Raw genomic sequence first — 13,541 nt, forward strand, 5'->3', positions numbered from 1 at the left:
CTGTCCCCTGTGAGTATCAGTCCTCGGAGACGGATCCGCCTGCGGCTTCTATCTTGCTTTTGGCCGAGGCCGAAGCCTTGACGCCCTTGAGGGTGAAAGCTGCCTTGACATCACCATCACCCAGGACCTTGACGGGGTGGCCCTTGCGGACCGCTCCCTTGTCAACCAGATCCTCGACGGTGACTTCGCCGCCCTTGGGGAAGAGCTCTTCCAGAGCACCCAGGTTGACCACCTGGTACTCCTTCTTGAAGGGGCTCCTGAACCCGCGCAGCTTTGGCAACCGCATGTACAGGGGCAGTTGGCCGCCTTCAAAGCCCGGGCGGACCTGGTAGCGGGCCTTGGTGCCCTTGGTGCCACGACCAGAGGTCTTGCCCTTTGATCCCTCACCACGACCCACACGAATGCGGTCGCGCTTGGCGCCCGGAGCCGGACGCAAGTCATGCATCTGCAGGATGGTGGGCTCTTGCTTGTCGCTGGCCATAATCAGTCTGCCTCCTCTACGCTCACCAGGTGGCGGACCTTGTCGGCCATCCCCCGGTAGACGGGGGTGTCCTCACGCAAGACTGACTGGCCGATCTTGTGAAGGCCCAGAGACCTGACGTTCTCCTTCTGGCGGTCAGTGGCATGAGCCACGCCCTTGACCAGGGTGATCTTGATCTGCTTGGTCATCACTCACCTGCCTTCGACTGCTCGTCAGCCTTGGCCTTAGCCTCTTCACGCTCTTTGCGCTCGTCGGCGATGCCGGCGGCACGTGCACGCAGGAGGGAGTCGGGGGCGACCTCCTCCAGGGGCAGACCGCGGCGTGCCGCGATCTCCTCGGGCTCCTCCAGCTGCTTCAAAGCGGCTACAGTGGCCCGCACCATGTTGACAGCAGTGGCCGATCCCATGGACTTGCTCAGGATGTCGGTGATGCCGGCGCACTCCAGGACGGCGCGGACCGGGCCGCCAGCGATAACGCCGGTTCCAGGGGCTGCTGGCCGCAGGAGAACCGTACCGGCCGCATCGTGGCCAATCACCGGGTGGGTGACAGTGCCACGGATGCGGGGGACGGTGAACATGTGCTTCTTGGCATCCAGCTGACCCTTGGAGATGGCTGCGGGGACCTCACGGGACTTGCCATAGCCAACGCCCACGGTGCCCTTGCCGTCGCCCACGACCACCAGAGCCGCGAAGCTGAAGGTACGGCCTCCCTTGTGGACCTTGGAGACGCGGTTGATGGTCACGACTCTGTCGAGCATGTCGTCACGCTCGTCGCGATCGCGACGGCCACGACGGCCATCCCTGCGGCCATCACGGGAACCTCCACGACGACCGCCGCGGCGATCGTCGTTCCGATCCCTTCTGCCACCCTGGCTGGACTGAGCGTTTGTGGAATCTTCAGTCACCTGGGTTGTTTCCTTTGTCGTTTCGTTGTCGCTCACAGTGCCAATCCTCCCTCACGGGCGCCTTCCGCAACCGCTGCGACCCTTCCGTGGTACTTGTTGCCACCGCGGTCGAAGACCACGGCAGTAATGCCAGCCTTCTTGGCCTTGGCTGCAATCTGCTCGCCCACCTTGCGGGCGGCCTCGGTCTTGGTGCCCTTGAAGGAGCCGTAGTCCGAAGCCATAGTCGACTCGCTGACCAGGGTGACGCCCTTGGTGTCGTCAACAATCTGGGCAATCATGTTGCGATTGGTCCGTGTGACCACCAGACGGGGGCGCTCTGCCGTACCGGAGACGTGCTTGCGAAGACGGGCATGGCGGCGCAGACGGGCGATCTTCTTGCCTTTGCCTAGTATCGAGACCGTCATATCACTTACCAGCCTTTCCAGCTTTGCGCAGGATGTGCTCGTCGGCGTACTTGATGCCCTTGCCCTTGTAAGGCTCAGGCGCACGCAGGGCGCGGATGTTGGCCGCAGCCTGGCCGACGGCCTGCTTGTCGATGCCGGAGACGACCACTTCGTTGGCGTTCGGCGTCTCGAAGGTGATGCCCTCCGGGGGGTCGACAGTGATGGTGTGCGAATAGCCCAGCGAGAACTCCAGGGACTTGCCCTTTGCGACCACGCGGTAGCCGGTGCCGACGATCTGCAGGTGCTTGCTGTAGCCTTTGGAGACGCCTTCAACCATGGAAGCCACGATGGAGCGGCTCAGTCCGTGCTTGGCCTTGGTGGTGCGGTCCTCGTCGGCTGGGGTCATGATGATTTCATTGCCCTCGACCTTGCCGGTGATGCCCTCGGGCAGCGTGCATCCGTCCGAGCCCTTGGGACCCTTGGCGGTGAATTCCTGGCCCTTGAAGGCCACCTCCACACCTGCCGGAACGGCGATGGGGAGCTTACCAATATGCGATGCCATGTTCAGCTCTCCTTTCTCACCATACGTAGGCGACTATTTCGCCGCCGATGCCCCTGTCGAGGCATTCTTTCTGGGTCATCAGTCCCGAGCTGGTCGAGATGATGGCGATTCCCAGCCCGCCCAAGGGCATAGGCAGGGAATCCGACTTGGTGTACCGACGCAGACCGGGCTTGGAGACACGCTTGATTCCCTGAATGGACTGGCGCCCATCGGGACCGTACTTGAGCGTGATCTCCAGATCCTGCCCGACGCGCGCCTCCTTGGCACGGTAATCGGCGATGAAGCCTTCGCGCTTGAGGATCTGCGCGATGTTCGCCTTGAACTTGGAGTACGGCATATCGACTGTTTCATGCTTGGCCGCACTCGCATTACGCAGACGTGTCAGCATGTCTGCGATGGGATCTGTCATTGTCATGTGGGCTTATGCCCTTCCTCGCCGTGGTTTCCACCGCCGGGCAGCAATCTGCCGCGACCGCGGACCTTCAGCGTCGATCTTTACCAACTGGACTTCGTCACACCCGGCAGCTCGCCGCGATGAGCCTTCTCACGAAGGCAGATGCGGCACAGGCCGAACTTGCGATAGACGGAATGAGGACGACCGCAGACCTGGCAGCGCGTGTATCCACGCACCTTGAACTTCGGCTTGCGTGCCGCCTTGTTTCTCAGAGCGGTTTTTGCCATATCAGTTCTCCTTGAAGGGGAAGCCCAGCTGCTTGAGGAGCGCCCGGGCTTCCTGATCGTTCTTGGTGGAGGTCACCACGGTGATATCCATACCACGCTGGTGATCGATCTGATCAGGATCGATCTCGTGGAACATAGACTGCTCCGTGAGACCGAAGTTGTAGTTGCCCTGGCCGTCGAACTGACGGTCGCTGATGCCGCGGAAGTCACGGATGCGGGGCAGAGCCAGGGTCAGCAGACGATCCAGGAACTCCCACATGCGCACGCCGCGCAGGGTGGCGAAGGCACCGATGGCTTGTCCCTCACGCAGGTGGAACTGCGCCACGGACTTCTTAGCCTTGGTGATCTTGGGCTTCTGGCCGGTGATGGCCGTCAGATCCTTGATCGCGCCCTCGATCAGCTTGGAGTCGCGTGCCGCGGCACCCACACCCATAGAGACCACGACCTTCTCGATCCTGGGCACCTGCATGGGGTTGGAGAACTTGAACTCCTTCTCCAGCTCGGGCACAATGCTCTCGCGGTACTGCTGCAGCAAACGAGGGACTGCCGGTGCTTCAACGGTGGTATCGCTCATGACAGCTCCTTGCCTGACTTCTTGGCGAAGCGGGTGCGCACGACCTTGACCTTGCCGTCACGCGCCTCCTCCTTGATGTTCACGCCGATGCGAGTCGGCTTCTTGGTCTCCGGGTCAATGACCATCACGTTGGAGCGATGGATGGGCGCCTCGGTCGGGACGATGCCCGACTCCTGACCCTGCTGGGTGGCCCGCACATGCTTCTTGACGATCTGAATACCCTCGACGATCAGGCGGTCATTGGGCAGAATCCGCAGAACCTTGCCCTCCTTGCCGCGATCCTTGCCGCGGATGACCTTGACCTGGTCGCCTGTCTTGATCTTGGCTACCACTTCAGATCACCTCCGGTGCCAGGGACACGATCTTCATGAAGCGCTTGTCGCGCAGCTCACGACCGACCGGTCCGAAGATACGAGTGCCGCGGGGTTCACGGCCGGTGCCGAGGATGACTGCCGCGTTCTCGTCGAACTTGATGTAGGAGCCGTCGTGACGACGATGCTCCTTGACCGTACGGACGACGACCGCCTTCACGACCTCGCCCTTCTTGACCGACCCGCCGGGAATGGCATCCTTGACGGTGGCGACGATCACATCGCCAATGCCGGCATAGCGTCGCTTCGACCCGCCGAGCACGCGGATGGCCAGAATCTCCTTGGCACCCGTGTTGTCGGCGACCTGAAGCCGCGATTCCTGCTGAATCATTGATTCTCCTTAGCCGCGCTGGTTCTCCGCAGACACCCCGCACCAGGGCGGGATGAAATGCGGAGCCTGGCCGAACTTGTTACTTGGCGCGCTCGACGATGGAGTCGAGACGCCAGCGCTTGGTCTTGCTCAGAGGACGGGTCTCCATGATACTCACGAAGTCGCCCACATGGGCCTCATTCTTCTCATCATGGGCCTTGACCTTGCGGTTGCTGCGGACGACCTTGCCGTACAGGGGGTGGGTCGAACGCTGCTCCAGCTCAACGGTTATGGTCTTGTCCATCTTGTCGGACACGACGTAGCCGCTGCGAACCTTGCGGAAGTTGCGCTCCTGCTTGTCAGCCATGCTTACTTCTCCTCAGCTTTGCTCTCGGCCTTTGCTTCGGCGGGCTCCTGGCTGATGCCCAGCTCGCGCTCGCGCAGGACGGTGTACATCCTGGCGATGTCGTGCTTGACGGCCTTGAGGCGGGAGGTGTTCTCCAGCTGACCGGTGGCCGACTGGAAGCGCAGGTTGAACAGCTCTTCCTTGGACTTCTTCAGGAAATCCTCGATCTCCGCATTGGTCTTTTCATTCAGATTCTTGATGGAATACTCGGCTGTTCCGACTGACATCAGATGTCACCGCCTTCACGTGCAATAATCCGGCACTTCATGGGAAGCTTGTCAGTAGCGCGGCGAAGTGCCTCGCGGGCCACATCCTCGCTCACGCCGCCGATCTCGAAAAGCACCCGACCAGGACGGACGTTGGCCACCCAGAACTCAGGTGCCCCCTTGCCGGAACCCATTCGGGATCCCAGGGCATGCTTGGTCAGGGGACGATCCGGGAAGACCGTGATCCAGACGCGGCCACCACGCTTGATATACCGGGTCATGGCGATACGGGCCGCCTCGATCTGCCGGTTGGTCAGGTAGGCCGGAGCCAGGGCCTGAATGCCGTAATCGCCAAAAGCGATCTCGTTGCCGCCCTTGGACATGCCCGAACGACCCGGACGATGCTGCTTGCGGTATTTAGTCCTCTTTGGGATAAGCACGGCTCACTCCTTTGCTTCGGTTGCGACGGGGGCCGAAGCGGTATGCTCCTGAGCCGACGCCGGCGGCGCGGCCACACCGCTGTTCTGCTTGGCTGCATCCTGCTCGCGGCGGGTGCGCCCCTCGGAGGGACGGACGCCACGACGGGGACGACGATCCCCGCGCCGACCGGGGCGGTTGTTCTGCTGAGCCTGCTGCTCCTCGAACTGACGCTCGGTCATGTCGCCCTTGTAGATCCAAACCTTGACGCCAATGCGGCCGTAGGTCGTCCTGGCCTCGAAAAAGCCGTAGTCAATCAGGGCGCGCAGAGTCTGCAGGGGCACACGGCCCTCGCGGTAGAACTCCGAACGGCTCATCTCAGCTCCGCCCAGTCGGCCGGACAGCTTGATCCTGATGCCCTTGGCGCCGGCCCGCATGGCATCCTGCTGAGCCTTGCGCATGGCCCGGCGGAAGGTGACGCGGTTGGTCAGCTGCTCAGCGATTCCCTGAGCCACCAGCTGAGCATCGATGGAGGCGTTCTTGACCTCGAAGATGTTCAGCTGGACCTGCTTGCCGGTGATCTTCTCCAGCTTGGCGCGCACACGCTCAGCCTCGGCTCCGCGACGGCCGATGACGATGCCCGGCCGAGCGGTGTGAATGTCGACGCGCACACGGTCACGGGTCCGCTCGATAACGATCTTGGAAACGCCTGCGCGCTCCAGATCCTTGTTCATCTCCTTGCGGATCTTGTCGTCCTCAAGAACGAAGTCGCTGTAACGCTCCCCCGTCTTGTTGGAGTCGGAGTACCACTTGCTGCGGTGCTCCTCGGTGATGCCGAGTCGGTACCCAAACGGGTTGATCTTCTGCCCCATTATCGGGCTCCTTCCTTGTCGGCCACCACGACAGTGATGTGGCTGGTCCGCTTGTTGATGCGGGCCGCACGACCCTGAGCGCGGGCGCGGAACCGCTTCAGGGTGGTGCCCTCGTCCACGTAGGTCTCCCGAACCGTCAGTTCGTTCTCGCGGAAGGGCTGGTTGGCCTTGTCCGCCTTGACACGCGCGTTGGCGATGGCGCTCTCCAGGCATTTGCGGACCGGAACGGCCGCGTCCTGGGGGGCAAACTTCAGTATGGTCACGGCCTCGGTCGCCTGCTTGCCTCGGATGAGGTCGACGACGCGGCGAGCCTTGCGAGGCGTCACGCGAACGTGACGTGCAATTGCCTTAGCTTCCATGTGTCTCTACTCTCCCTCGCCTCAGCGGCGTGCTTTCTTGTCGTCCTTCACGTGACCCCTGAAGGTCCGGGTGGGGGCGAATTCGCCGAGCTTGTGGCCGACCATGGCCTCGGTGACGAAGACCGGGACATGCTTGCGGCCATCGTGCACAGCAAAAGTGTGCCCGATGAAGTCCGGGGTGATCATGGAACGACGGGACCAGGTCTTGATGACGTTCTTGGTGCCCTTTTCGTTCTGCTCGTCGACTTTCTTCTGCAAGTGGGCGTCGACGAATGGGCCCTTCTTGATGCTACGAGTCATCTTTCCGACACTCCCTTACTTGCGGTTCTTACCATTTGGACGACGACGCACAATCATCTTGTTGGAGGCCTTCTTGGGCCTGCGGGTGCGGACCTCGCCCTTGCCCCAGGGAGACACTGGCGGCTTGCCGCCACGAGTGCGTCCGCCATGCGGGTGGTCGACCGGGTTCATGGATTCACCGCGGGTGATGGGCCTGCGTCCCATCCAGCGTGCACGTCCCGCCTTGCCTAGCTGGACATTGGCGTGGTCGTTGTTGCCGACCTCGCCCACTGTTGCGCGGCAACGGGAATCGACATTGCGGATTTCGCCGGAGGGCATACGCAGCTGGGCGTAGGCACCGTCCTTGGCCACCAACTGGACGGCAGCACCGGCCGAGCGTGCGATCTTGGCGCCGCCCAGGGGCCGCAGCTCAATGGCGTGGACGATGGTGCCGGTGGGGATATTGCGCAGGGGCAGGTTGTTGCCGGGCTTGATGTCGGCCTGGGGACCGGTCTCGATGACGTCACCCTGCTTGATGCCCTGTGGGGCGATGATGTAGCGCTTCTCACCGTCTGCGAAGTGCAGAAGGGCGATGCGGGCCGAGCGGTTGGGATCGTATTCGATCTCAGCCACCTTGGCGGGCACACCGTCCTTGTCCCAGCGACGGAAGTCGATGAGGCGGTACTGGCGCTTGTGTCCGCCGCCCCGATGGCGACTGGTGACGCGGCCGTAGGAGTTGCGCCCGCCGGTCTTGCTCAGCTTGCGAACCAGCGACTTCTCGGGCTTGGAGCGCGTGATTTCGGCGAAGTCCGAAACCGAGGCGTTGCGACGGCCCGCGGTCGTCGGCTTGTATGTACGGATAGCCATAATCTAGTTCTTCCTTAACTTTTCTCGGCTAGCCTTCAGTTTTTGGTACCGAAGACATCGATCGACTGGCCCTCGGCCACCTTGACGATGGCGCGTTTCTCGGCGGCACGACGACCCCAGCCCGTACGGGTCCGGGTCCTCTTACCCTGCCGGTTGAGGGTGTTGACCGATGTGACCTTCACGTTGAAGATCTGCTCGATGGCCTGCTTGATGGCGACCTTGTTGGCTTCAGGGTCCACCACGAATGTGTACTGGCCTCGGTCCGAGTTGGCGTAGCTCTTCTCGGAGACGACCGGGCGCAGAATGATGTCGTGTGCTGGCTTGTGAATAGCTGCCATGAAAATCAGGCCTCCTTGACGGTCTTGGACTTGGCGCCGCCCTTGACAGCCAGGAAGGCATCGAAGCCGTCCTTGCTGAAGACGACATCCTCGGCCGTGACCACATCGTAGGTGTTGAGCTGATCGGCGAAGAGGACATGGACGGTGGGCAGGTTCCTGACGGAGAGCCACTCGTTGATGTTCTCACGGGACAGCACGACGGTGGTGAATCTACTGTCGACCAGGGGCAACAGGGCTGCCTTGGCTGCCTTGGTGGACGGAGTCTCGCCAATGCCGAAGTCGACCACGTGCACGCGTCCGGCGTTGACCCGGTCGGACAGGACGTAGCGCAAAGCTGCGGCCTTCATCTTCTTGGGGGTGCGCTGGGAGTAGTCGCGCGGCTGCGGGCCGTGGACAATGGCGCCACCGGTCCACTGGGGAGCGCGAATGGAGCCCTGACGAGCACGTCCAGTGCCCTTCTGCTTCCAAGGCTTGCGGCCGCCACCTGAGACGGTGGACCGGGTCTTGACCGAGTGTGTCCCCTGACGGGCTGCAGCCAGCTGGGCGACAACCACCTGATGGATCAGCGGCACGTGTGAGCGGATATCCTCTTCTGCAATGCCGAAGATCTGCTCGGGTGCATCCACAGTTCCGGTGTTCTTGCCCTGGGCGTCGGTGATGTTCAGAGTCAACTTAGCCATGGTTTCAGGCTCCCTTCACTGCCGAACGAACCAGGACGATGGCGCCGCGGGGCCCGGGCAGGGCACCCTTGATGGCGATGACGCCCTTCTCGGCATCTGCGGAGACAATGGTCAGATTCTGGACGGTCGAGGTGTCGTGACCCATGCGGCCGGCCATCCGCTTGCCCTTGAGGATGCGGCTAGGCGTGGCGCAGGCGCCCACTGAGCCAGGACGGCGCTCGTTCTTGTGCGAACCGTGGGTGCGGCGGTAGGACTTGAAGCCCCAGCGCTTGATGGTGCCGGCGAAGCCCTTGCCCTTGGTTGTTCCGGTCACGTCGACCTCGCTGCCCTCGGGCAGCAGGTCCAGGCCCAGCTCCTGGCCGGGCTGATAGCTGTCGGCATCAGCGGTGCGGACCTCGACCAAGTGGCGACGCGGGGTCACTCCGGCCTTGGCGAAGTGGCCAGCCAGCGGCTTGGTCACCTTGGTGGGATCGATCTGCCCGTAGCCGATCTGGATGGCCTGATAGCCGTCCTTCTCCTGGTTCTTGACCGCGGTCACCACGTTGGTGGACACGTCCACCAGGGTCACCGGGACGAAGAAGCCGTTCTCGTCCCAGACCTGGGACATGCCCAGCTTGCGGCCCAGGAGAGCCTTGCGGTTCCTCTGCTCTTCAGCCATGCGGTTTCCTCCTCCCCTACAGCTTGATCTCGATGTTGACGTCCGCCGGCAGATCGATGTGCATCAACGAATCCACCGCCTTGGGCGTGGGATCCACGATGTCGATCAGGCGCTTGTGGGTGCGCATCTCGAAGTGCTCGCGGGAGTCCTTGTACTTATGAGGAGAACGGATGACGACATACACGTTCTTCTCAGTCGGCAGCGGAACGGGGCCAACCACAGTTGCGCCCGCGTTCGTCACCGTCTCGACGATCTTCTTCGCCGATTGGTCGATGACCTCATGGTCATAGGACTTTAGCCTGATGCGGATTTTCTGTCCCGCCATTGCCGTCCGCCCTTTCTAGCGATCTATGAACTGATTACCCAGTCTGTTTCGAGGGCACGAAACGACGGCCGCAAGGAGACATTCCTCCCGACAGGCCTCAGCCGGATCCATGCGCAGCCGTGGAGAACCGTGGGGATGGGACTCCTCGCTGCACCCGCTATTGTGATTGACAAAATGCGAGCCCAAAACAGGCAACTTTCTTATTAAAGCACGAGGGTCCCCCTAGAAGAATCCGGGCGTGTCGCGCCGCTTCCAGGGGGGATCCTCGACTGGATTCCGGCCTTGTCAGGCCCGCTGGGAGGCCTCTTGCACCTCATCCTCGCCCTGGCGGGCAACCCGCATCCGATGGCCCTCCCCCTGGCTGACCCCATAGTAGGCGGCCACAGCCATGTCTTTCATGTCCTCAATCATCGGAATACGAGGATTGGCCGGCGTGCATTGGTCCTCGTAGGCGCGCATGCCGATCTGATCCAAGGACTGCCAGTAGAGGTCCTCGTCCACTCCGGCAGCCTGGAAGGAGGCATCCATGCCCAGACGCTCGTCCCTGTAGGATTCCACAGCACGGGCCAAGAGCTCCACGCCCTCCTCGGCAGTAGCGGATTCGATGCCCAGCACATGGGCCATCTGCCTGTAGCGCTCCGGGGCCACATACTCGCTGTATTTGGGCCAGCTGGTCGGCTCGTCCGGGATGCATCCGTTGTAGCGGATCACATAGGGCAAAAGGATGGAATTGGCACGCCCATGGGCCACATGGCAGAGGGCTCCGATGGTATGCGCCATGCCGTGGCACATGCCCAGGAAGGCCGAGCCAAAGGCCATGCCTGCCATGGTCGCCGCATTGTGCATCTTCTCCTGGGCGCGTACCTTGGCCTCACCGCCGGCAGTGCTCACAGCAGGCTCCAGGTTGTCCCAGATCAGTTTGGCCGCATGCAGGGCCATGGCGTCGGTGTAGTCATTGGCATAGACCGAGACAAAGGCCTCCATGCAGTGGGTCAGGGCATCGAAGCCCGAGTCGCAGGCCAGCCTCTTGGGCTGGGTACGGGCCAGGACCGGATCCACGATGGCCACGCTGGGGGTCAGGGCGTAATCGGTGATGGGGTACTTGTATCCGGTCTTATGGTCGGTGATGACCGCGAATGGGGTGACCTCCGAACCCGTGCCCGATGACGTGGGAATACAGACCAGCCTGGCCTTCGTGCCCAGGGGCGGAATCTTGAAGGCGCGCTTGCGGATATCGAAGAACTTCTCACGGACATCAGCGAAGGAGATCTCCGGGTGCTCATAGAGAAGCCACATGATCTTGGCAGCGTCCATGGGGCTGCCCCCGCCTACGGCGATGATGGTGTCGGGGCCGAACTCGTTGCGCATCATGGCCGCCCCCCGCTGCACCGTCTCCACGCTGGGTTCAGGCTCGACATAGTCGATGATGCGGAAGGTGACCGGCTCGGAACGGGCCCGCAGTTGATCGATGATCTTGTCGATGACCCCCAGTTGCTCCATGACCTTGTCACAGACGATCACGGCCCGGCGAATGCCGAACATGTCGCGCAGATAGCGCACGGAATTGGGCTCGAAGTAGGTCTTGGGCGGCACCTTGAACCACTGCATGTTGTTGTTCCTCCGGGCTATCCTCTTGACATTGATCAGATTGACCGCCTGAACGTTGCCCGAGACCGAATTGCCGCCGTAGGAGCCGCAACCCAGCGTCAGGGAGGGGGCTATGGCGTTGTAGATGTCGCCGATGCCACCCAGTGAGCTGGGCTGGTTCCAGACGATCCTGCAGGCGTGCATGCGCTGGCCATACTCCCGCACCAACTTCTCGTTGTCCGTGTGTATGGCCGCCGTATGCCCGGCCCCGTAGCGCAGCATCTGCTCGCAGAGGGCGAAGCCCTCCTCCTTGTTCCGGGCCTTGAGCACAGCTTGGACCGGAGCCAGCTTTTCCATGGTCAGTGGCTCCATGGGGCCGACTTGGTCGCATTCGGCAGCCAGGATGGTTGCATCCTCGGGAATCTCAAAACCAGCCTGACGGGCGATGAACTGCGGGGACTTGCCGGGAACCACCGAATTGAGCCTGGGCTGGGGGCCGTCTGCTCCGGCATGGGACCTCACCCCGAACATGTACTCCTCCAGCTTGGCCTTCTCCTCGGCATTGACGAAATACGCCTTGCGTCGCTTCATCTCCTTGATCATTCGGTCGTACACATCCTGATGGGCGATGACGGCCTGCTCCGTGGCGCAGATCATGCCATAGTCGAAGTGCTTGGACAAGATCAGATCGTTGACGGCCCGAGCAACGTTGACCTTGCAGTCCACATAGGCCGGGGCATTGCCGGCGCCCACCCCCAGGGCCGGCTTACCCGAGGAGTATGCGGCCTTGACCATGCCCGGGCCGCCGGTGGCCAGGATGGTGGCTACGCCTGGGTGCCGCATCAGCGCGCCCGTGGCCTCAACAGAGGGGTGTTCGATCCACTGGATGCAATCCTGCGGAGCGCCTGCTTCAATAGCGGCGTCACGGACGATCCGGGCCGCGTCTACCGAGCAGCGCTGGGCATAGGGATGGAAGCCGAAGACGATGGGGCAACGGGTCTTCAAGGCCAGCAGGGACTTGAATATGGCGGTCGAAGTGGGGTTGGTCACTGGGGTCACGCCGGCCACGACCCCCACCGGCTCGGCAACCTCGATGATGCCGTCCACCTCGTTCTCGCTGATGATGCCCACGGTGCGCTGTTTAGCCAGGTAGTTGGTCACGTGCTCGCAGGCGAAGATGTTCTTGGTGGCCTTGTCCTCCACCAGTCCGCGTCCTGTCTCCTGAACGGCCATCTGTGCCAGGGCCAGATGCTTGTTCAGGGCCGCGATGGAGGCCTTGGCCACGATCCTGTCCACCTGCTCCTGGTTGAGCTCCTCGAAGGTCCTCAGAGCGGTCTGCGCTCTGGCGACCAGGGCATCCACCTCCTTGCGGGCCAGCTCGGTTCGATCCTGCTCCGCTCTTTTGCTTCCGGCAGCTGATCCTGTCGCCCGATTCCTGTGTCCTTGCGTACGCGTTTCAGCCAAGATCCCGGTCCTCCTTGTGTGCTTGCTCGGACTCCGCCGAGGACCGGGAGGCAGTACTGGACCGCGCCAGCCCTCGAAAGGCAAAGGCCATAAGGTGACGAATATCACAATATAACCGGTCACAATATAACCGAGGAGAAGAACCATTGAGCCCCAGGCGGAGCGAACGTTCACTTGCAGCGTGTCGTGTGGGAATCCGTAGGTTTCCTGGTCACTTGTCAAACAGAAAAGTGCTCTTTGCCGTTCGTTTTTCGGCAGAGGCGGTCCAAGCATGAAAAATCCCCGAGGTTCATGAACCTCGGGGATAGAAGGACTGCGAACGTCAACGCTTGGAGAACTGCGGCGCGCGACGGGCCTTGTGCAGACCTGCCTTCTTGCGCTCCACCACGCGGGCGTCGCGGGTCAGGAACCCGGCCTTCTTCAGGGCAGGACGGTTGGCGTCCCGATCGATGGCGTTCAGGGCGCGTGCGACGCCCAGACGGACTGCGCCAGCCTGGCCGGTCACGCCGCCGCCCTCGACGCGCACAACCACGTCGAACTTGTTCTCGAGCTTGAGCAACACGATGGGCGAGTTGACCTCCCGCTGGTGCAGCTTGCTAGGGAAGTACTCCTCCAAGTTGTGCCCATTGATGCTCCACTTGCCGGAGCCCGGGATCAGACGGACGCGGGCGACTGCCTCCTTACGGCGACCGGTGCCGTAGCCTGGCTCGATGGCGGAGGTGCCGGTGCCCGCACCGGCATTAGTCTCGGAAGTGTAGGAAGCGCTGGTCTCCTCGGCCTCAAGAACCGCGGAGCTGTTGTTGTTGTCAGCCATGGT

23 protein-coding genes are annotated in these 13,541 nt (G+C 62.3%); all 23 read right to left on the reverse strand.

Going from position 1 to position 13,541, the window contains the following annotated elements; translation table 11 throughout:
• Positions 1-16 precede the first annotated feature (16 nt).
• On the reverse strand, positions 17-481 hold the full coding sequence (gene rplO / locus GYM67_RS07245) for a 50S ribosomal protein L15 (RefSeq protein WP_220236257.1): 465 nt from the start codon (positions 479-481) through the stop codon (positions 17-19).
• A gap of 2 nt (positions 482-483) precedes the next feature.
• Positions 484-669, reverse strand: a complete 186-nt coding sequence (gene rpmD, locus GYM67_RS07250) for a 50S ribosomal protein L30 (RefSeq protein ID WP_220236258.1) — start codon at positions 667-669, stop codon at positions 484-486.
• Complete coding sequence (rpsE, locus tag GYM67_RS07255; RefSeq protein ID WP_220236259.1) at positions 669-1,421, reverse strand: 30S ribosomal protein S5; 753 nt, start codon at positions 1,419-1,421, stop codon at positions 669-671. Before rpsE ends, rpmD begins: the two co-directional genes overlap by 1 nt.
• Positions 1,418-1,789 (reverse strand): 50S ribosomal protein L18, encoded by a 372-nt coding sequence (gene rplR, locus GYM67_RS07260; RefSeq protein WP_220236260.1) that lies wholly within the window; start codon positions 1,787-1,789, stop codon positions 1,418-1,420. Before rplR ends, rpsE begins: the two co-directional genes overlap by 4 nt.
• A 1-nt stretch (position 1,790) precedes the next feature.
• Complete coding sequence (gene rplF / locus GYM67_RS07265) at positions 1,791-2,330, reverse strand: 50S ribosomal protein L6 (RefSeq protein WP_046323303.1); 540 nt, start codon at positions 2,328-2,330, stop codon at positions 1,791-1,793.
• Positions 2,331-2,346: 16 nt separating this feature from the next.
• Entirely contained in the window at positions 2,347-2,745 is a 399-nt protein-coding gene (rpsH, locus tag GYM67_RS07270) for a 30S ribosomal protein S8 (RefSeq protein ID WP_220236261.1), read from the reverse strand.
• 80 nt (positions 2,746-2,825) lie between these two features.
• The gene (locus tag GYM67_RS07275; protein ID WP_015022346.1) at positions 2,826-3,011 is read right to left on the reverse strand and encodes a type Z 30S ribosomal protein S14; all 186 of its coding nucleotides are present in this window, start codon (positions 3,009-3,011) and stop codon (positions 2,826-2,828) included.
• 1 nt (position 3,012) lies between these two features.
• On the reverse strand, positions 3,013-3,585 hold the full coding sequence (gene rplE / locus GYM67_RS07280; protein ID WP_220236262.1) for a 50S ribosomal protein L5: 573 nt from the start codon (positions 3,583-3,585) through the stop codon (positions 3,013-3,015).
• Positions 3,582-3,917, reverse strand: coding sequence for a 50S ribosomal protein L24 (gene rplX / locus GYM67_RS07285; protein WP_015022348.1), 336 nt, complete (start codon positions 3,915-3,917; stop codon positions 3,582-3,584). Before rplX ends, rplE begins: the two co-directional genes overlap by 4 nt.
• Before the next feature lies 1 nt (position 3,918).
• Entirely contained in the window at positions 3,919-4,287 is a 369-nt protein-coding gene (rplN, locus tag GYM67_RS07290; RefSeq protein WP_015022349.1) for a 50S ribosomal protein L14, read from the reverse strand.
• 79 nt (positions 4,288-4,366) lie between these two features.
• Complete coding sequence (gene rpsQ, locus GYM67_RS07295) at positions 4,367-4,633, reverse strand: 30S ribosomal protein S17 (RefSeq protein WP_015022350.1); 267 nt, start codon at positions 4,631-4,633, stop codon at positions 4,367-4,369.
• A 2-nt stretch (positions 4,634-4,635) separates the two neighbouring features.
• The gene (gene rpmC / locus GYM67_RS07300) at positions 4,636-4,899 is read right to left on the reverse strand and encodes a 50S ribosomal protein L29 (protein ID WP_015022351.1); all 264 of its coding nucleotides are present in this window, start codon (positions 4,897-4,899) and stop codon (positions 4,636-4,638) included.
• The gene (gene rplP, locus GYM67_RS07305; protein WP_015022352.1) at positions 4,899-5,318 is read right to left on the reverse strand and encodes a 50S ribosomal protein L16; all 420 of its coding nucleotides are present in this window, start codon (positions 5,316-5,318) and stop codon (positions 4,899-4,901) included. The genes rpmC and rplP overlap by 1 nt, the downstream gene beginning before the upstream one ends.
• 3 nt (positions 5,319-5,321) lie before the next feature.
• On the reverse strand, positions 5,322-6,167 hold the full coding sequence (gene rpsC, locus GYM67_RS07310) for a 30S ribosomal protein S3 (protein ID WP_220236263.1): 846 nt from the start codon (positions 6,165-6,167) through the stop codon (positions 5,322-5,324).
• Complete coding sequence (rplV, locus tag GYM67_RS07315) at positions 6,167-6,526, reverse strand: 50S ribosomal protein L22 (RefSeq protein ID WP_220236264.1); 360 nt, start codon at positions 6,524-6,526, stop codon at positions 6,167-6,169. Before rplV ends, rpsC begins: the two co-directional genes overlap by 1 nt.
• A gap of 21 nt (positions 6,527-6,547) precedes the next feature.
• Complete coding sequence (gene rpsS / locus GYM67_RS07320; protein ID WP_015022355.1) at positions 6,548-6,826, reverse strand: 30S ribosomal protein S19; 279 nt, start codon at positions 6,824-6,826, stop codon at positions 6,548-6,550.
• Between the two features lie 15 nt (positions 6,827-6,841).
• On the reverse strand, positions 6,842-7,672 hold the full coding sequence (gene rplB / locus GYM67_RS07325) for a 50S ribosomal protein L2 (RefSeq protein WP_015022356.1): 831 nt from the start codon (positions 7,670-7,672) through the stop codon (positions 6,842-6,844).
• 35 nt (positions 7,673-7,707) lie between these two features.
• The gene (gene rplW, locus GYM67_RS07330) at positions 7,708-8,010 is read right to left on the reverse strand and encodes a 50S ribosomal protein L23 (RefSeq protein ID WP_220236265.1); all 303 of its coding nucleotides are present in this window, start codon (positions 8,008-8,010) and stop codon (positions 7,708-7,710) included.
• Positions 8,011-8,015: 5 nt separating this feature from the next.
• Entirely contained in the window at positions 8,016-8,690 is a 675-nt protein-coding gene (rplD, locus tag GYM67_RS07335; protein WP_220236266.1) for a 50S ribosomal protein L4, read from the reverse strand.
• 4 nt (positions 8,691-8,694) lie between these two features.
• Positions 8,695-9,348 carry a 50S ribosomal protein L3 gene (gene rplC / locus GYM67_RS07340; RefSeq protein ID WP_015022359.1) on the reverse strand — a complete coding sequence of 218 codons (654 nt, stop codon included), beginning with the start codon at positions 9,346-9,348 and terminating at the stop codon, positions 8,695-8,697.
• 16 nt (positions 9,349-9,364) lie between these two features.
• Positions 9,365-9,673: a 30S ribosomal protein S10 gene (rpsJ, locus tag GYM67_RS07345; protein WP_006295278.1), complete on the reverse strand. Its 309-nt coding sequence runs from the start codon at positions 9,671-9,673 to the stop codon at positions 9,365-9,367.
• A 285-nt stretch (positions 9,674-9,958) separates the two neighbouring features.
• Positions 9,959-12,724, reverse strand: coding sequence for a bifunctional acetaldehyde-CoA/alcohol dehydrogenase (gene adhE, locus GYM67_RS07350; RefSeq protein ID WP_258561475.1), 2,766 nt, complete (start codon positions 12,722-12,724; stop codon positions 9,959-9,961).
• A 322-nt stretch (positions 12,725-13,046) separates the two neighbouring features.
• A complete protein-coding gene (gene rpsI, locus GYM67_RS07355) occupies positions 13,047-13,538 on the reverse strand; it encodes a 30S ribosomal protein S9 (RefSeq protein WP_220236267.1) in 492 nt (163 codons plus the stop codon).
• Positions 13,539-13,541 lie beyond the last annotated feature (3 nt).

The sequence above is a fragment of the Bifidobacterium asteroides genome (assembly GCF_019469425.1).
Classification (GTDB): domain Bacteria; phylum Actinomycetota; class Actinomycetes; order Actinomycetales; family Bifidobacteriaceae; genus Bombiscardovia; species Bombiscardovia asteroides_I.